This window comes from Levilactobacillus yiduensis, assembly GCF_024718525.1.
Taxonomy (GTDB): Bacteria; Bacillota; Bacilli; order Lactobacillales; family Lactobacillaceae; genus Levilactobacillus; species Levilactobacillus yiduensis.
This window is the reverse complement of record NZ_JAMXAZ010000003.1, coordinates 25,414-43,224: the sequence shown is the minus strand read 5'-3', so window position 1 is coordinate 43,224 and position 17,811 is coordinate 25,414. Positions and strand designations below refer to the sequence as shown.

Genomic DNA, 17,811 nt, shown 5'->3' with positions numbered 1-17,811 from the left:
AAATTTCGATAGACCGGTTTAGACTTTTCTGATTGACAACCTTGGCCAAAGGCTGTAAAGTATAGTCATTCAGAGATGATTTTCATAAGATTTCAGTCTATACCAATTTCTGAGAAAAGGGATTCATTTCGTTAATCAAACTATCCGACCCGGCCGGTTAACCGGAATTGGTGTCGAGCAAAGGAAGATATTAATATGTGTGGAATTGTTGGTGTTACGGGGAACGACAACGCCGTTAAGATTTTAGTTGACGGTTTGCAAAAATTGGAATACCGGGGTTACGATTCAGCCGGTATTTACGTTAACGACCAAAAGGGTCAGGACTACTTGGTTAAGACCAAGGGCCGGATTTCGCAATTACGGGCAAAGATTACGCCTGACGTTCACGGTTCCACGGGGATTGGGCACACGCGTTGGGCCACGCATGGGGTCGTTAGCGTGGACAATGCGCACCCACATTTTTCAAATGACAACCGGTTCTACTTGGTCCACAATGGTGTGATCGACAACTTCCAAGAATTAAAGGCGCAGTACTTGAGTGACGTGCCGTTCAGAAGCCAAACGGATACGGAAGTCGTTGTGCAATTGATCGACAAATTTGCCGTTGAAGACAATTTAGACGCTAAGCAAGCCTTCTTGAAGACGCTGAGCCTGTTGAAGGGGTCTTCTTACGCCTTCTTGATGATGGACCGCGATCAACCAGATACGTTATTCGTTGCCAAGAACAAGAGCCCACTGTTGATTGGGGTCGGTGACGGCTTCAACGTGGTCTGCTCCGATGCTTTGGCTATGTTGCGGCAAACGCACGACTTCTTAGAATTGATGGACGGCGAAGTCGTGACCATCACGCCTGACAAGGTCGCTATCCAAGACGCCAACGGCCAACCCGTTGAACGTAAGACCTTCCACGTCGACATGAACCCTGACGAAGCAGACAAGGGGACTTACCCATTCTACATGTTGAAGGAAGTCGACGAACAACCTAACGTGATGCGGAAATTAGCCCAAACTTACCTGTCAGAACACGGCGAGCCCGAAATTGATGACAAGTTGTTGAAGGCAATGCAAGCCGCTGACCGGCTTTACATCGTCGGTGCCGGGACCAGTTATCACGCCGGCTTGATTGGGAAGCGCCTGTTTGAAAATCTGGCCCACATCCCAACGGAAGTCCACGTGTCTTCCGAATTTGCCTACGAACAACCGATGTTGGCTGACAAACCATTCTTCATTTTCCTGACGCAATCAGGGGAAACGGCCGATAGCCGTGAAGTCTTGGTCAACGTCAACGACGCGGGTTACCCAAGCCTGACGATCACCAACGTGCAAAACTCCACGTTGTCTCGTGAAGCCACTTACACGCTGTTACTGCATGCCGGTCCTGAAATCGCCGTGGCCTCAACCAAGGCGTACACTGCCCAAATTGCGCTCGAAGCCATCTTGGCCAAGGCGTTGGGTGAAGTGACGGGACAAATCATTGCCCAAAACTTTAACGTTCGTCAACAATTAGGTTTGGTGGCAACAGGGATGCAAGCCATCGTCGACGAAAAAGATAAGCTGGAAAAGATCTCCAACGACTACTTGATGAAGACCAACCGGGCCTTCTACATCGGTCGGGGACTCGACCACGCCGTTTCCTTGGAAGCCGCTTTGAAGCTGAAGGAAATCTCTTACATCCAATGTGAAGGATTCGCTTCAGGTGAATTGAAGCACGGGACGATTGCCTTGATTGAAGATGGTACGCCGGTTATCGGCTTCATCACCCAGGCGAAGACGGCCGGTTTGACGCGCAGCAACTTGCAAGAAACCATGGCACGTGGGGCCAAGACCTTGACCATCGTGCGTGAAGGCTTAGCCGTTGACGGCGACGACCTGATCTTGCCAGACGTTGACGAAATGTTGATGCCATTGCTGAGTGTCGTGCCTGCCCAACTGTTGGCTTACTACACCAGCCTGAACAAGGGCCTGGATGTCGACAAGCCACGGAACTTGGCTAAGAGTGTCACTGTTGAATAGGGTTTAACTTAAAACAAAACGAAGCGGTCACGTCTCAGGTCAAACTGAGAGGTGGCCGTTTTTTGCAACTATGTAGGCATAGTTTGCCGCCTTACCGTTCGGCCAATATGAGCTGGAACGCGGTGGGCGGACGGGTCGAGCCACAGAGCGGTCTCGACACCTCGCTTTGAGCCGAAGACCACGTCTCAAAGACGCCAGTTCCCTAACCGGTAAAGCCCACCGCTAAGGGAACTCCCACGGCTGAGCTCATATTAGCCGAACTCTCGGCTACACTGGTGGTTGTCAATGTATCTGGTTTTGGTCAATTGGTGATTGCATTGTTGCCGACCCAATGTCAGTTGACTTGACCTAATCAATCTGCCGGAGGAGGCCAGGGGTGGAGCCAGCTGTGTCGACCCAGTTAGCTGGCGTCTTGTGCCAGGTTACTGGGTAGGACGACTTCAGAGACTCGCGGACCTTGCGAGGCTTTGAAGCGAGGTGGAAGCCCGCTCTTTGGCTGTAGCCGTTCCCCAGAGCAGGCGGAACCCCTGGCAGCCGTAGGCGACTGGCTTGGACAATAGACGAACGGTAAGGCGGCCTTCAAAATGAGTTGCCCAACAACCGACTTTGTTCGACACAGATCAAGTGTTTTCCTTGCCTAAATTTAGGTTTAGTTGTATAGTAATTGCAAATCATCTAAACGAGGAACGGAGGTGCAGACCATGAAGTATACGAAGCGAGTCGATAGTCACAAGAACCAGAAGCAACGGGATGCGACCTTTGAAAAATTCCGTAAGCAGCAAAACGATTTAAGCGCGAACCGACGGGGAATCCGGCGGAAGTAGGACGATAGCCATTGGCGGTCGCCCTTTTTGTTTACAGAAAATTTACCAAACTCCTGAGCAAAAAGCTTGAAAAACTGGTCTAGAGCATTTATAATTGGGCTATACCATTAAGAGAGGGAGACTGAATGATATGGAACAATTAACAAATATGAATGTACAAATTGTCAGTGACAAGCAAGCAGGCGGCAAAGCGGGGTTCAAAGTCTTTGAAGATGCCTTACAAAATGATGCGAAGGTTCTAGGCTTGGCCACTGGGAGCACGCCAGTCACGATTTATGGACAACTCGTGGCCAGCGATTTGGACTTCAGTCAGTTAACGTCGGTCAACCTGGACGAATACGTGGGGCTGAATGCGGATCATCCCCAAAGCTACCACTACTTCATGCAACAACACTTATTTAACGCCAAGCCATTTGCGCATTCCTACGTGCCAGATGGGTCTAACTTAGACGCAGCGGCCGCTACCAGCGAATACGACCAAATTATCGCGGACAACCCGATTGATCTCCAACTGTTGGGCTTAGGTAAGAACGGGCACATTGGCTTCAACGAACCCGGCACGGATCCCGAATCCACGACGCACAAGGTGACGCTGACAGAATCAACGATTGACGCCAATGCCCGTTTCTTTACCAACGCCGATGAAGTACCCCGTTACGCTTACTCCATGGGTATTGGATCCATTCTGAAAGCCAAGCAGATTCTGATTGTGGCCTACGGTGAAGCCAAGGCAGCCGCAGTGGCAGCCATGATTCAAGGTCCAGTCACGCCAGACGTGCCGGCCAGCTATTTGCAGACTCATCCGAACGTGACCGTGATTTTGGATGAAGCCGCTGCAAGTCAGTTAGATTAAGTCTTTGTGTCAAAGGCGTTTTCTCTTAAATTCCCCTTTCTGCACCCGGTCGAGATATGGTATTCTTGACTTGGAAACGATTTTAAGGGGGAAACCGGTAAGATGAAACGAACAAAAAGATGGCTGCTGGCCACGCTGATTGTCGGCGTGGGTCTCGGCGGTCTCACCATGAGTAAGGGAACGGGTCATGCGGCGACTACCGATCCTCAATCTTTCATTTCAACGTTGAAAAGTCCCGTCACCTCGGTGGCGAACCAGTATAAATTGTACCCGTCCGTCATGATGGCGCAGGCGGCGTTGGAAAGTGCCTGGGGAACCAGTACGCTGACCACGACGGCTAACAATTATTTTGGAATCAAAGGCAGTTATAACGGGCAGTCCGTGACGATGCAAACGGCCGAGTACGACAGTGATGGCCAACTGTATTACACGAACGCCAATTTCCGAAAATATCCAAGTGCCAAGGCTTCAATGACCGACAACGCAACGCTTTTGCGCGGTGGTACCAGCTACAATCCCACACTCTATAGTGGGACGTGGCGGGAAAACGCGGCGACTTACAGCGATGCGGCCAATGCCTTGACCAATACTTATGCGACGGCACCGACGTATGGATCCAGCTTGATTTCCATCATTAAGACGTATGGTCTGAACACGTTGTTGGACGGGAGCGCAAGTAGTTCTTCGTCATCTAGCAGTAGTTCGTCCAGCGAGTCTTCAACGGATACCACCCCAGAACCGACGTACGCGACGGCCAAGTATTACGGCGCGGCTGGCGGGCAAACAGCGCGGTTGAACAGTAAGTACACCAGCTATCGGCTGTACAATCACGTGAAGGGCACGCGAGCTGACATTACCAAGACGGCTTGGAAGAAAGTGAAGGCCGGCCAAGACGTACAGGTCTATTTGAACATGCGGGGCGTGAAAACCACTAAGAATGGCAACAAGACCACGTGGTACCGCATTACCTTTAGCAATGGCGCCTCCGCAAAGCGATACTGGCTCTACAGTAAGGCATTGACGTTGCCAAAGGTGACCTACAGCAAAGGAACAGCAAAGGTGAAGGTCAACAGTGCATTGAGTGGGTATTACTACAACCACGTGTACAATTCACCCTACTTGGCCAAGTCGATGGGCAAGTTAAAGGCACTGACCGCCAAGTCCTATACGGCGGACAATCAAGCCGTTCGCACCCAGGATGGCATCAAAACGACCTGGTACCGCATCAAGGTCGGCGATAAGAAGTACTGGATCGCGGCCAACGAAGCGGCGGCCAGCCCACAGTATGATTACGTGACCTATGCCAATGCCAGTGGTACCAAGAGGTTGAGTGCCAAGTACAGCAAGTATCATTTGTACAATCACGTGAAGAAGACGCACTTCGACCAGCAGACCTTTGATTGGCCGAAGGGGGTCAAGAAGGGGACCAAGGTTACCGTGAACTATAAGGGCGTCAAAACGACTTATGGCACAACGTGGTACCGGTTCAAATTCAACGGCGATAAGACCAATTACTGGGTCGATTCACGCGCATTAGCTTAAGTCAATTCACTGGAAGTTCTAGCCGTCATGGCTGGAACTTTTGTTTTTTGTACCTCGGTCCTTTAATAAAGTTCTAAAGCTCATCGTAAACTACCCACAAGGCAGTATTTTTTGGTATAATACAACAGACTGAGCCCGGTCCATTTACGGGCGCGTAGGTAACGCAAAAACTGAGTTAGGAAGTTTAATTCATGGATAATTCTTACAAAATTAAGGTACAACACGTTACGAAGGAATACGATCTTTACAAGAGCCAGGCTGAAAAGCTGCGGTCGTTCTTCTCGCTGCGCAACTCAACGGTGCCGCACTTCTGGTCACTGATGGGCATTTCCCTGGAAGTGAAGCCGGGCGAAACGCTGGGCTTGATCGGGGTCAACGGCTCTGGAAAGTCCACCTTGTCCAACATCATTTCCGGCATCATTCCCCAAACGACGGGGACGGTCGATGTTCGCGGCGATACCTCGATCATTGCGATTGGGGCTGGACTGCGGGGCAACCTGACTGGATTGGAAAACATCCGGTTGAAGGCCTTGATGCAGGGGCTGACCAATCCCGAGATCGATGCGTTGATGGACGACATCGTGTCGTTTGCTGATATTGGTGATTTCTTGTACCAACCAGTCAAGAGTTACTCCTCAGGGATGAAGTCCCGGCTAGGGTTCTCCATCGCCGTGCACGTCAACCCGGATATCCTCATCATTGATGAAGCGCTGTCCGTCGGGGATGATACTTTCTACCAAAAATGTGTGGACAAGATTTCTGAATTCAAGGATGAGGGCAAGACCATCGTCTTCGTCAGTCACTCCTTAAAGCAAGTGGAAATCTTGTGTGACCGGGTTGCTTGGATCCACTACGGTACGCTGAAAGAACTTGGCGCCACCAAGGACGTGGTCAAGCATTACCGCGAATTCACCAAGTGGTTCAAGGGCCAGACCAAGAAGGAAAAAAAGCACTTCCAACGCCAAATGAAGACCAACCAGAAGTCGTTTGACATCGACGCTTACCAAAAGCAGGTCACCGAGGAACGCCAAGCGGCGGCGCCAACGGATCGCAACGTAGCGGCTGAGGTCAAGAAAGATTTCTATGGGTCGGTCATCAGCGAAAAGATGAGCTGGGGCAACCGGTTACTGACCAGTGCCGTGGCCATCGTCTTTGTGGTGGCCTGCCTGGTCAATATTTCTGGGCATTCGCTGGGTGAGGTCATCGAGCATCCAAGTAACATCGTGCACCCCGAAACAGTACTGCACGACCAGAACAAGACAACTAACGTTAAATAAATTAGAACACGGTAATAAAATGGATAGATTTTTATCATTTATCGTGGTATCTTTAAGTTACCATTTATTTACCCCTTTATTTAATTTCCCAATGAATTGAATAAAGGTTTATCTCTCATTTGGTGGAAACTAAATGGTGGGGCTGGAGCAATCCGGCCTCTTTTTTTGTCTTTCGACCGCGATGTTGGTTTTAAATTGTCAGAATTGTCAGAAGTTGCTATACTGGGGCCAATCCAAAACGTTAGGGGTGGTCTCATGATTGCATATAAGCGGGTATTGGGCCATGTGACTTGTTGCGCTTAGTCAATTCACATGGAGGAAAAATCATGACAGCAATTTATGACAATGAAAAATTTTTTGAACGCTACCAACAAATGCCGCGGAGCCAACAGGGCTTAGCCGGAGCCGGGGAGTGGGCGACACTAGCACCACTCTTGCCAGACTTCACGAATCAAGACGTGCTGGACCTGGGCTGTGGCTATGGTTGGCACGCCCGTTATGCGGCGGAACACGGCGCACGGTCCGTACTGGGCATCGATATTTCTGAAAAGATGCTGGCCGTGGCCCGGCAAAAGACGACGAGTCCGGTCATCACCTATCAGCGAGGCGACCTGACCAAGTTAGACTTACCGGCTGATCAGTATGAGACGGTACTTAGCTCGCTGGCCCTGCACTACGTACCAGACTTTGCTGCGGTCGTCGAACAAGTGGCGCGCTACCTGAAACCGAACGGGCAATTTATCTTTTCCGTGGAGCATCCCGTCTTCACGGCAGCTGGTAGCGAGCAGTGGCACCGTGACAGTCAAGGGCAGATTCAAGATTTTCCGGTCGACCGGTACTTTGAGGAAGGCGAACGGACGACGGAGTTTCTTGATACACCAGTTCGTAAATACCACCGGACATTGACGACTTACTTGGAGACGCTCCTACAACGGGGCTTTGTACTAGAGCACGTCGTCGAGCCGCAGCCACCGGTGTCCATGCTGGACCTACCTGGCATGCGCGACGAGTTGCGGCGGCCAATGATGCTGATCGTGGTTGCCCGCAATCAGGGATAAGTAATTAAAGGTTGCAAGCTCGAAAGTAGCCAGATTTATGGTGATACCACAAGGACAAAAGTAGTCTTTGAATGTCATGTGATCGGTGCTGGTCGCCTTACCGTTCGCCAAATTTGGACCGTGACGCTGTGGGAAGGACCGGTCGAAGCCAAAAGTCGGTCTTCAACCTCGCTTCGAGCCGAAAATCACGTCTCGAAGACGCCAGTTTCCAAGCAGGTCACTTGAAAACTCCCACGGCTGAGTCCAAATTTAGCTCACTCTCGGCTACGTGACAGGTTACCCACTAGTGTGGATGAACGTTGCCATTTCAGAGATTTCCCTGCAAATTTGGCGGGTAATCTCTGACAGCCGCAGATGGCGGTGTGGACTAATTTAGTGTTCACAAATCCTTGTCAGCTGAGTATTATCAGGTGTTTTTGTACTTGCAACTTTTAGGTAAGTAAATCGTGAAATTAACGGAAGAGACGGCTGCGCAGGTGGCTGTTTCTTTTTTATTTAGGAAATGTGGTGGATGCGTGGGTGAACGTGGAAAGCCCCGCCAATCGGCAACTACGGCCCACAAATCATCAAGCCCCATGGCCATGTCACAAAAAAATAGTGAAAATTACCAACTATTTTTTGAAAAGCATTGACAGCGCTTACAAAAACCGGTATATTATATCTCGTAAGGTATTAATAATTACCTTCTAATCAATTCTCTTTCTCTCTTATGCCGACCACTGCCATTCCCTGGTAGTGGTTTTGTTTTGCCCAAAATCACGGTATAATAGAAATATTGTGTGGAGGTGATTGTGATGAAAAGTCATGAGACATTTACATTGATCGAGGAAATTACACGCCTCGATGGGAGCAAGTACATGGAAATCAGTGACATGGTCCAAAACGGCCGGGCGGAGTTGGCGGTCGAACGGAAGCTGATCAAGCAGGTCCGCATCCTCCAGCTCAACATTGCCCACACGCCGCACGTGCAGGCGTACGAGGACTATGTCAATGAGAATTACACGATGCCTGAAGAAGACTTCACCGAATTTCAGGAGTGGAAACGCACGCCGGAAATGCAAGAAGAAGTGGCAGCGATTTTACATGAAAATCACATTGGGTAGTCGATAGTTAATGGTCAAACCCAACTGACCCGATAACGCTAACAAAAACTGTGAAAGCTCTAACGCGGTAAATGCCGTCGTTGGGGCTTTTTTCATGGCATTAGCGGACAGTCATCTATCAGTATATAAACCAATTGTTAGTTAAATTGGTTACAAAATTGTGGTACTCAACTAGTAATCGTGCTACTATGAAAACGGATTCATTAATACACACATTTTTTGTTTTGGAGGGACATTTTATGAAAAAATCTTTAACTGTGATGAGTGTTTTATTAATGCTGACTAGTGCGGGTGCCGGTATTTCCCTGAATCAAGTCGTTACCCCAACGTCGACGGCGCAAGCGGCTGCTTTGAACGCAGCTAAATTGGCTAATGGTAAGTACAGCATCAACTTCAACGTCTACAAGACCGGGACCACGACGGCTTCTGAAGCGGCCCAATACCTCAACAGCAAGGCAACGGTCAGCGTGAAGAGTAAGAAGGCAACGGTCACCATTAAGGGCACCACTGCTGGTAACCAATTTATCCAAGCACTGACATTAAATGGCAAGGACGCCCAAGTAACGAAGGCGGCAAGCGGCAATACATACACCTTCAGTAACGTTAACTTGAAGAAGGACCAAGTCATCGGATTTAGTTTGGCAGTCCCAATGAACGGCCAAACCATTAAGATGCAAGAATCTGCGACCCTGAAATTTAACACTAGCAGTTTAAAGGCCACCAGCAAGGCTAAGGCCAAGAAGGTTGCTTTGAGCACCAAGAAGATCAAGGCCAAAGCCAAGAAGTTAAGCGGGACCGCGACCAAGGGCGCCAAGGTGACGGTCAAGCACAACAAGAAGACCTTAGGTAAGGTCACGACCAAGAAGAAGGCTTACACGGTCAAGCTGAAGAAGGCTGTGAAGAAGAGCTGGAAGCTAAAGGTCACCGCAACCAAGGCGGGCTACAAGACCGTGACGAAGACTGTTACTGTTAAGTAAGTGAAGTGGTAAAGTCACTACCGGTTTTCGGTGGTGATTTTTTGGTTATACAAGTCAGCGTGGACGAGGTGTTGGCAGGTATCTAGTAAACGCTAAGACTAGCGAAACCAGGATACCTCCGCCAGCCAGCAGTTCCGTCTGCTCTGGCGTCTTTGAGACGCGAACTTCGGCTCAAAGACGAGGTGTCGAGACCGGGCTTTGGCTCGACACGTCCGCCCACCGCATTCCGACCCATCTTTGATGGACGGTAGGCGGATGTTTTTCACAACGCAACCAATTTAAAACCAATAAAATAAAGAAATGGGGGAGCACTCATGAAACACATCCAGCAATTATTCCGGCTGATTGGCTGGCTCGTGGTGGGCCTGGCACTCTTTGCCTGGGGTCAACCCGTGAGCAGTCACGCGGCCACTTTGAGCAATGGCATTTATCAAGTGCCACTGAAAATTTTAAAAGCCGACAGTTCCGCAACCTCCACGGCCAGTCAGTTCTTTGGTAAGTCAGCGGTCGTGCGGGTGAACGACGACCAGTATACGGTGCTGATCACCTCCAACGGGGCGCAGTACATCAAGTCGATGAAGGTTGCCGATCAAGCCGTGACCAAGGTCAAGACGGTCAAGTCGCAGGCCATTTATCAGTTTAACCTGACGAAGCAGAAGAGCCCGTTGACGACGACCTTTAGCCTGACCACGCCATTGGGCGCCATGAAAGAAACGGCGCGGCTAACGTTGGGCTGGGGGCAGGCCAAGTCGTTGAGTACCAGTACGGCGACCAGTGACCTGATTGCCCAGACCGTTAAATTAATTCCGGCGACGAGCAGTTCTTCGAGCATCAAGGTTCCTAAAACGACGGGCACCACGACCAGTACCAAGACGTCTAAGGCTGCGACGACTCGTTCGGCTAAGACCGAGTACTGGCGCTACCAGGTCTTACAGGGCAATAAGATGGCCAAATCTGAGGCCGACCAGTACTATACGGACGTGGCCACGGTCACACCACAGGGAAGCGGCTATCAGGTAACGCTCAAGGTCGCCTACGCCAAGTCGTTGAAGCTGGGCAGCAAGGCCGTTGTGCCTGAATCGATCAACGGTCAGCAGCCGCAAAACGTGACGTACGGGCAGCAGGGCAAGACCTACACCATGCACTATGCCTTTACAATCAAGCGGCCCAGTCAATTGACGCAAAAACTAATTCCCGGGCGCATCCACGTGACGGTCCCCGCCATGAACATTAGCCAGACTTTCCCCGTCCGCTTCCGCTTTGCCCGTAGCGGGGCAGCGAATCAGGCGGCTGCGGCTAACGTGAGTGCGTTGCCGCAAACGAAAAACGTGGCGGCCGCATCGGCGACGAGTCAAGCTGCCACCAGTTCAAGCGAGCAACCACAACGCAAGGCCGAGTTACCGGCAACCGGTGAGTATCGCGGCCTGGCGTCGTTGATTGGCGTCGTGGTTCTCGGTATCGGGTTAGGAGGCAGCATTTATGTTAAAAAGCATTAAAGTGGTGATCCTCGCCCTGATACTGGGCGTGCTCGCCAGTCTGACACCAGTGGTGGGGCACGCGCAGTCGCTGGATTACGCAGCGCTGAAGTACGGGACTAACCAGACGTCCATGGCCAGCGGGTATTTCGTCCATCCCGCCCAGGTGACCGTGAAGAATCACGCCTACGTGGTGACTATGGACATTAAGACGGCCAAGAAGCTGACGAGCTGGCCGGTGACGGTCCTGTCGGTGGACGGCCACGCCCCGGAAAATGTGCGCAAGACCAAGGACAGCGCCGGTAATTCACACCTGTACTACGCGTTTACCACGACTGATCTGAAACGCAAGGTCACTGCCAAATTGGCGATCGACGTCCCGGACGTGTACAAGGCCAAGCACCTGATTGCGTTCAAATTTAAGACGGCCCATTTGCCAGCTCTGACGACGGCTAAGACGGCCACAACCGCTGCGAAGACAACGCAGTCGACGCCGGCGGCAACCAGTCGTCGTCACCAGCAAGCGGCCGCTAAGAGCAGTAGCGCATCCACAGCTAAGCCAAACACGAAGACATCCAAGCGCCATCACAGTCGTCAGACCAGCCAGTCCAGCTCGAACAAGACGAGCAGTCAGGCCAGTCAAGCAACGCAGACGAGTAGCAGTTCCAGTCAACAAACCACGGCTGAAGCGGATCAGGTTCCCCAACAAAAGACCCACTGGGGCGGCCTGATTGGCGGTGCCGTGGCCATCATCGTCTTAGTCGGCGGTGGCAGCTGGTGGTACTTCGGTCGGCATTAGGAGGATGACGAAAATGAAAAATCCAAGAACTATCGGGTTGGTGACTCTAGCCGTCATCCTGATTGTGGGGGTAGCTGGCGGTGGGTTCGCTTGGCACCAGCACCAACGGCGAGCAGCGCAACCGCGGATCGTGGCTACCACCTATGCCATCGTCCAGATTGCGGATAAGCTGAACTTGCCCCTAGTGGGCGTGCCGACGACGGCGAACACCTTGCCGCAGCGCTACCAGCACCTCACCAAGGTCGGCAGTCCGATGAATCCCAGCGTGGAAAAGATCACGGCGTTAAAGCCGACCGCGGTCTATTCCGTGACCACGTTGAATGACCAGTTTGGCAAAGCCTTCAAGGCCCAACACGTCATGCCCCATTTTTTGGACCTGACCAGTGTGGCTCATTTACAAACGACTTTGACGCAACTGGGCAAGCGCTACGACCGGCAGTCAGCCGCAACCAAGCAAAATGCCCGTATTAATCTGGCCAAGCGCCATGCCAAAAACCGGGCCCAGGGTCGCACCCGGCCGCGGGTATTGGTCCTGATGGGCCTACCTGGCGCCAGCTACATGGTGGCCACCAATCGCGCCTACGTGGGGGATCTGGTCCGACTAGCGGGTGGACGGAATGTCTTTACCAGCAGTAGTCAAGAGTATCAACAACCCAATGATGAGGCCATTCAAAAGGCCAACCCCCAGGTGATTTTGCGCCTGGAGCATGCCATGCCGAAGATGGTCACGCAACAATTCAAGCAAGAATTCAAACGCAATGCGATGTGGGCCAAGACGTCGGCGGTCAAGCACCATCGCGTCTATGACCTGCAGGAACCCATCTTTGACGCGACCGCCAACATGCGCGTCGTGACAGCCTTGGATCAAGTGAGCCAGTGGCTGTATCCCAAGGGGGTGACCGCATGACGAAAAATAGCGGCTGGTGGTACGGTGGCGTCATCGTGCTCTTACTAGCCACCAGCGTGATTGCCCTCATGGCCGGGACCACATGGCTGGGTCTTCCGCAACTGGTCCAAGCCGCGGGGCATCCCGGGAGCACGGCCTTTGTGACGGCCTTTTCTTTGCGACTGCCGCGGATCTTGAGTAGCTTGATCTGCGGGGGGAGTCTGGCCGTGGCGGGAGCCTTGTTTCAAGCGGTCTTCCGCAACCCTATCGCCGACCCCAGCATTCTGGGAATCAGTTCGGCGGCGGACTTTTTCAAATTAGGCGGGGCCTTGCTCCTGCCGTGGCTTCCGGGCCGCAATTGGCTGATGGCCGTGGTTGGTGGGCTAGTGGTCCTGATCATCTTGACCAGCGGCCGAGCCCTCGCAGATCCGTATCGCCTAATTATCGTTGGGGTAGCGTTGGACGCCACGTTCGTCGGACTTCAACAGCTCTTGAGCAGTGGGGCCGCTCAGGTCAGTCACAGCACGTTTAATGGAACGACCTGGGCCGATACGACGACCGTCCTGATTCTTGGCGTTCTCGGGCTCATAGGGGCGCTGTTACTGACACCCTGGGCCAATTACCTGAAACTGACCGATAGTGCCTTAAAGAACGTCGGAGTGCCGGTTAGCGTGATTCGCTGGAGCCTGCTGTTGCTGGGGATGTACCTGGCCGTGAGCGTGACGGCCGTGGTCGGTGCGATTCCGTTTGTCGGCATCGTGGTTCCCAACGTGGCGCGGCGGCTAGTTGGCCACGATTACCAAACGCTGGTGCCGTTCTCCATGTTGGCCGGGGCCTGGCTGATGCTGGCCGCGGACACGTTGGGGCGGACCGTGATCGTGCCCAGCGAGATTTCGGCGGCGACCATGATGGCCGTCATCGGCGGACCATTTGTCATTATTTTGCTACAACGGGGGCGAGGATTCCATGGAATGTCAACACGTTAGCTATCAGTATCCCCACCAAACGCAGGGGCTTCACGACCTGACCGGGACTTTTCCGCCGGGACAGGTCACCACCATCATTGGCCCCAATGGTGCGGGCAAATCCACGCTGCTCAATCTATTGGCGCAGCGACTCCCAATACAAGCGGGGCAAATCTTGTTGGATCAACACCCCGTGACGCAGCTGAAACCCAAGGCGCTGGCCCAGCAGGTTGCCATGGTCACGCAGCGCCATCAGCTGTACGATGAGCTGACGGTGCGCGAGGTCGTGGCGACGGGCCGGTTGCCGTATCACGGGTTGTTACAGGCGGTACCGCCGACCGAGGTCACGCCCTACCTAGCACAGAGTGGGCTGACGGACTTGGCCGATATGGTGATGCAAGATCTCTCCGGTGGTCAGCAGCAACGCGTCTGGTTAGCAGCGGCCCTGGCACAAGAGCCTAGCGTTCTGTTGCTAGACGAGCCGACGACTTACCTGGATGTGCACTACCAGCAGGTCCTCATGACGCAGCTGCGACAGTTGGCGGCGCGGGGGATGACGGTCATTCAGGTGCTCCATGACATCAACCAGGCCTTTCGCGAGAGTGACTGGTTGTGGTTGCTGCAGGCGGGCAAATTGGTGGCTAGCGGCACGCCGACGGACTTGCGGGACGCCACTTTATTGGCGCAGGCCTTTGCCACGCCAATCGAAATCGTGGATGTCCCCCAGCTCGGCCCTTACATCGTGCAGATTCCTGAGTGATTTTGTTGTGGACCGGTATGGTTGTTGGGGCTGGCCGCCTTACCGTTCCGCGAAAGCTAGGCTGGAACGCTGGGGAAGGACCGCCCCGAGCCTGAGAAGCGGTCTCGTGGCTTACTTTGAGCCGGAAAACCGCCGTCTCAAAGATACCAATTTGTCAGCCAAAATCGCTGCCAAATTCCCCGGCTGAGCCTAGTTTCGCTCCACTCTCGGCTACTGTAATGGATTGCCACAGCAATTGGTCAAGAACTGAACTGCCTTGCAGCATTGTTGGCAGGCATTCGGTAGCTGATTGCTGGTGCAGTTGACACGCTTTGTGGGTGGCCACCACTACCGTAGCCGTGAGCTCGTGCGATATGAGCTCAGCCGTAGGAGTTTGCTTAGCGGCAGGGTTCATGCCGGTTAGGAAACTGGCGTCTTTGAGACGCGGTTTTCGGCTCAAAGGCGAGGTGTCGAGACCGCTTCTTGGCTCGACCCGTCCGCCTACAGCGTTCCGGCTCATATCGCGCGGGCGGTAAGGCGGCCAGCACCAACCCAAGTCGCCCAATCAACGCAAACCAAATAAACCAAATAAACCAAATAAACCAAGCAAATCGCAATTAATCACCTGATTGGTGAACAATTGCGATTTTTTATCGGGTGAAATAGTTGTTGGTGAAGGTGATAAGACCAGCGTTTAGCCGGTTATCAGTCGCTAAATATATAATAAATTATATACGATAGTGTATGAAATTATATTTACAAAACAATGAAAGCGTTTTATTCTAGAAGCGTGCGAAGTTCAGTTCAGCTAACTGGGGGGTTAGTCAACTTGGATTTGGCTAAAATCTTAGTGATGGAGGGAAGGTCAATGAGCACCTATCGACGGCTTAACAAAACACTTTTGTGGGTGTTGGTGATTGCGTTTTCGATTCTGATTGCGGGCGGGCTGCTGATTTTTAAGAATGAAGCACCACGGCCTACGAAAATCGTCAGTCAAAATGGGACGACGTTAGTGACTAAGCAACAGTTAATTTCCGGCCAAGCGGTCTACGAAAAGTACGGGCTTACCGATTACGGGAGCTATCTGGGAAATGGGACTTACTTTGGTCCCGACTACACGGCCCAGGCGTTACATGTTTATATTCAGGGGATGTATCAATACTATAGCAATAAGCAGTATGATAAATCCTTTAAAGCCTTGACTGCTGAGCAACAGGCCGGCATCAAGGGCAAGGTCAAAGAGGAGATTCGCCAAAACCGTTACGATGCGAAGACGGATCAATTAACACTGACGACTGCCCAAACTGCGGGGTTAAATCATTTAACCAGCTATTATCGGCATCAATTACGTAATAACCCGCGGCAGGCTGGGATGCCAGAAAATATGATTCGCAACAACACGGATGATTTCATGCAGCGAGGCGACAAGATCGACCAGCTGACGTTCTTCTTCTTCTGGGGCGCCTGGTTGTCATCGACCAATCGGCCGGGGCAGACCTACTCGTACACCAATAACTGGCCGTACGACCTGGAAGCTGGCAACGTCATGACCAGTGACGCGATGGTCTGGACAGCCTTGTCCGTGGCCTTATTGGTCGCTGGTGTCGGTGTGGTTATTTACTTTTACAAGCGGTACCACTTCGACATGGAATACACGCTGGACTACGACAAGATTGGCGCTATCAAGACGGATGAGCCAATCACGCCATCCCAACGCAAGGCGGCGAAGTACTTCCTGATCGTCATGGGAATGTTCTTCATTCAAGTCCTGTTGGGCGAGTTACTGGCGCACTACTATGTGGAAAATGGGTTCTTCGGAATTCCACTGCAAAATATCTGGCCATTTAACCTGGCGAAGACCTGGCACTTACAGCTGGTCATCTTCTGGGTGGCCACGGCTTGGCTGGCGACGGGGATCTACATCACGCCGCGGGTCTTGGGCCGCGAACCGAAACGCCAAGGCTTCTTGGTCGATACCTTATTTTACGCACTGCTGATCGTGGTGGCCGGCTCAATGCTTGGTGAATGGGGCTCCACGTTAGGTATCATCAACAGCAAGTGGTGGCTGTTCGGTCACTATGGCTGGGAATACGCAGAAATGGGTAAGTTCTGGCAGATTCTCTTTATCTTGGGCATGGTTCTGTGGGTCATCATTCTTTGCCGCGGATTTTTGCCAGCCATCAAGATCAAGAAGAACCTGGACCGGTCGCGCCTGCTACAGCTGTTGCTGAGTGGGTCAATCGCCATTCCAGCTTTCTACCTGGCATCGCTGTTCATTTTGCCAAATTCTCACGTGACCTTCGCCGATTACTGGCGTTGGTGGATCGTCCATCTGTGGGTTGAAGGGATCTTCGAGTCCTTTGCCGTCATTTTGATCGGGTACCTGCTGGTCGATATGAAATTAACGACGATCAAGTCGACCATTCGAGCCCTGTACTTCCAGTTGATTCTGTTACTGGGGACCGGGGTCGTTGGGATGGGTCACCACTACTTCTGGGAAGGGGACCACTCCATTTGGTTGGCCCTCGGATCATGTTTCTCCGCGCTGGAAGTTATTCCGCTGTGTTTGCTGGTTTGGGAGGCCTACACGCATTACAAGGTCTACCGTGACAGTCAGTTGGACTTCCCGTACAAGGGGACCTTCATGTTCCTGGTTTCAACCGGGTTGTGGAACGCGCTGGGTGCCGGGGCCTTAGGCTTCTTGATCAACGCACCAGCCATCAACTTCTTTGAACACGGGACGCAATGGACGTCAGCCCACGCGCACGCGTCAATGGCCGGAGTCTACGGCTTCTTCTCGATTGCCATCATGCTCTTTGCCATGAGGCACTTGACCAAGCCAGAATTCTGGACGGCCAAGGTCGATAAATGGGTCAAATGGGCTTGCTGGTTATTCAACATCGGCTTGGCCGGCATGGTCTTCATTACCTTGATGCCAATGGGCTTCCTGCAATTAAAGGATGCGCTGGACTTCGGTTACTGGCATGCACGGCAGATGAGCTTCTACAAGGAACCGATCATTCAGGGCTTAACGATTGCCCGGTCGGTACCAGACCTCATCTTCACGGCCGGTGTGGTCATCATTGGGGTGATCTTCTTGCGGGCAATGTTCCACTTGAAGCCAGCTTCAAAGACGATCAATCCAGTGGATTACGATATTAAATAGACTGATTAGGTTGATGTAGCCTGTCTTGTGAGGCATCAGTCAATCTGTAATGGTTAAAACACAAAACGCCTGACTATTCACACCAATTCGGTGCGAGTAGTCAGGCGTTTTGTGTTTTGGATGTTATGGCCAAC

At 52.2% G+C, this 17,811-nt stretch carries 15 protein-coding genes; all 15 read left to right on the top strand.

The window, feature by feature from the left end; all coding sequences use genetic code 11:
• Positions 1 to 195: 195 nt before the first annotated feature.
• Positions 196 to 2,013, top strand: a complete 1,818-nt coding sequence (gene glmS / locus NGM66_RS02585; RefSeq protein WP_208910401.1) for a glutamine--fructose-6-phosphate transaminase (isomerizing) — start codon at positions 196 to 198, stop codon at positions 2,011 to 2,013.
• A gap of 701 nt (positions 2,014 to 2,714) precedes the next feature.
• On the top strand, positions 2,715 to 2,837 hold the full coding sequence (locus tag NGM66_RS02580; RefSeq protein ID WP_258115363.1) for a hypothetical protein: 123 nt from the start codon (positions 2,715 to 2,717) through the stop codon (positions 2,835 to 2,837).
• A gap of 148 nt (positions 2,838 to 2,985) precedes the next feature.
• A complete protein-coding gene (locus NGM66_RS02575; RefSeq protein ID WP_258115378.1) occupies positions 2,986 to 3,690 on the top strand; it encodes a glucosamine-6-phosphate deaminase in 705 nt (234 codons plus the stop codon).
• A 102-nt stretch (positions 3,691 to 3,792) separates the two neighbouring features.
• Positions 3,793 to 5,232, top strand: coding sequence for a glycoside hydrolase family 73 protein (locus NGM66_RS02570; protein ID WP_208910400.1), 1,440 nt, complete (start codon positions 3,793 to 3,795; stop codon positions 5,230 to 5,232).
• 191 nt (positions 5,233 to 5,423) lie between these two features.
• On the top strand, positions 5,424 to 6,509 hold the full coding sequence (locus NGM66_RS02565) for an ABC transporter ATP-binding protein (RefSeq protein WP_208910399.1): 1,086 nt from the start codon (positions 5,424 to 5,426) through the stop codon (positions 6,507 to 6,509).
• Between the two features lie 326 nt (positions 6,510 to 6,835).
• Positions 6,836 to 7,567 carry a class I SAM-dependent methyltransferase gene (locus NGM66_RS02560; protein WP_208910397.1) on the top strand — a complete coding sequence of 244 codons (732 nt, stop codon included), beginning with the start codon at positions 6,836 to 6,838 and terminating at the stop codon, positions 7,565 to 7,567.
• Between the two features lie 446 nt (positions 7,568 to 8,013).
• Positions 8,014 to 8,199, top strand: coding sequence for a hypothetical protein (locus tag NGM66_RS02555; protein WP_258115362.1), 186 nt, complete (start codon positions 8,014 to 8,016; stop codon positions 8,197 to 8,199).
• Between the two features lie 162 nt (positions 8,200 to 8,361).
• Positions 8,362 to 8,670, top strand: coding sequence for a hypothetical protein (locus NGM66_RS02550; RefSeq protein ID WP_208910395.1), 309 nt, complete (start codon positions 8,362 to 8,364; stop codon positions 8,668 to 8,670).
• 239 nt (positions 8,671 to 8,909) lie between these two features.
• On the top strand, positions 8,910 to 9,647 hold the full coding sequence (locus NGM66_RS02545; protein ID WP_258115361.1) for an NEAT domain-containing protein: 738 nt from the start codon (positions 8,910 to 8,912) through the stop codon (positions 9,645 to 9,647).
• A gap of 314 nt (positions 9,648 to 9,961) precedes the next feature.
• Entirely contained in the window at positions 9,962 to 11,143 is a 1,182-nt protein-coding gene (locus NGM66_RS02540) for an NEAT domain-containing protein (RefSeq protein WP_208910391.1), read from the top strand.
• Complete coding sequence (locus NGM66_RS02535) at positions 11,127 to 11,921, top strand: NEAT domain-containing protein (protein ID WP_208910389.1); 795 nt, start codon at positions 11,127 to 11,129, stop codon at positions 11,919 to 11,921. Before NGM66_RS02540 ends, NGM66_RS02535 begins: the two co-directional genes overlap by 17 nt.
• A gap of 13 nt (positions 11,922 to 11,934) precedes the next feature.
• Complete coding sequence (isdE, locus tag NGM66_RS02530) at positions 11,935 to 12,828, top strand: heme ABC transporter substrate-binding protein IsdE (RefSeq protein ID WP_208910387.1); 894 nt, start codon at positions 11,935 to 11,937, stop codon at positions 12,826 to 12,828.
• Entirely contained in the window at positions 12,825 to 13,793 is a 969-nt protein-coding gene (locus NGM66_RS02525; RefSeq protein WP_208910385.1) for an iron ABC transporter permease, read from the top strand. The genes isdE and NGM66_RS02525 overlap by 4 nt, the downstream gene beginning before the upstream one ends.
• Positions 13,774 to 14,532: an ABC transporter ATP-binding protein gene (locus NGM66_RS02520; protein ID WP_208910383.1), complete on the top strand. Its 759-nt coding sequence runs from the start codon at positions 13,774 to 13,776 to the stop codon at positions 14,530 to 14,532. Before NGM66_RS02525 ends, NGM66_RS02520 begins: the two co-directional genes overlap by 20 nt.
• Positions 14,533 to 15,379: 847 nt before the next feature.
• Complete coding sequence (locus NGM66_RS02515) at positions 15,380 to 17,677, top strand: nitric-oxide reductase large subunit (protein ID WP_209279980.1); 2,298 nt, start codon at positions 15,380 to 15,382, stop codon at positions 17,675 to 17,677.
• Positions 17,678 to 17,811: the final 134 nt, after the last annotated feature.

What these genes read in the sequence shown, in the direction of transcription:
- NGM66_RS02575 (WP_258115378.1), top strand. Translation starts at nt 2,986, where the DNA reads ATGAATGTACAAATTGTCAGTGACAAGCAAGCAGGCGGCAAAGCGGGG.
- isdE (WP_208910387.1), top strand. Translation starts at nt 11,935, where the DNA reads ATGAAAAATCCAAGAACTATCGGGTTGGTGACTCTAGCCGTCATCCTG.
- NGM66_RS02520 (WP_208910383.1), top strand. Translation starts at nt 13,774, where the DNA reads ATGGAATGTCAACACGTTAGCTATCAGTATCCCCACCAAACGCAGGGG.
- NGM66_RS02535 (WP_208910389.1), top strand. Translation starts at nt 11,127, where the DNA reads ATGTTAAAAAGCATTAAAGTGGTGATCCTCGCCCTGATACTGGGCGTG.
- NGM66_RS02515 (WP_209279980.1), top strand. Translation starts at nt 15,380, where the DNA reads ATGAGCACCTATCGACGGCTTAACAAAACACTTTTGTGGGTGTTGGTG.
- NGM66_RS02560 (WP_208910397.1), top strand. Translation starts at nt 6,836, where the DNA reads ATGACAGCAATTTATGACAATGAAAAATTTTTTGAACGCTACCAACAA.
- NGM66_RS02550 (WP_208910395.1), top strand. Translation starts at nt 8,362, where the DNA reads ATGAAAAGTCATGAGACATTTACATTGATCGAGGAAATTACACGCCTC.
- NGM66_RS02540 (WP_208910391.1), top strand. Translation starts at nt 9,962, where the DNA reads ATGAAACACATCCAGCAATTATTCCGGCTGATTGGCTGGCTCGTGGTG.
- NGM66_RS02525 (WP_208910385.1), top strand. Translation starts at nt 12,825, where the DNA reads ATGACGAAAAATAGCGGCTGGTGGTACGGTGGCGTCATCGTGCTCTTA.
- NGM66_RS02580 (WP_258115363.1), top strand. Translation starts at nt 2,715, where the DNA reads ATGAAGTATACGAAGCGAGTCGATAGTCACAAGAACCAGAAGCAACGG.
- NGM66_RS02565 (WP_208910399.1), top strand. Translation starts at nt 5,424, where the DNA reads ATGGATAATTCTTACAAAATTAAGGTACAACACGTTACGAAGGAATAC.
- glmS (WP_208910401.1), top strand. Translation starts at nt 196, where the DNA reads ATGTGTGGAATTGTTGGTGTTACGGGGAACGACAACGCCGTTAAGATT.
- NGM66_RS02545 (WP_258115361.1), top strand. Translation starts at nt 8,910, where the DNA reads ATGAAAAAATCTTTAACTGTGATGAGTGTTTTATTAATGCTGACTAGT.
- NGM66_RS02570 (WP_208910400.1), top strand. Translation starts at nt 3,793, where the DNA reads ATGAAACGAACAAAAAGATGGCTGCTGGCCACGCTGATTGTCGGCGTG.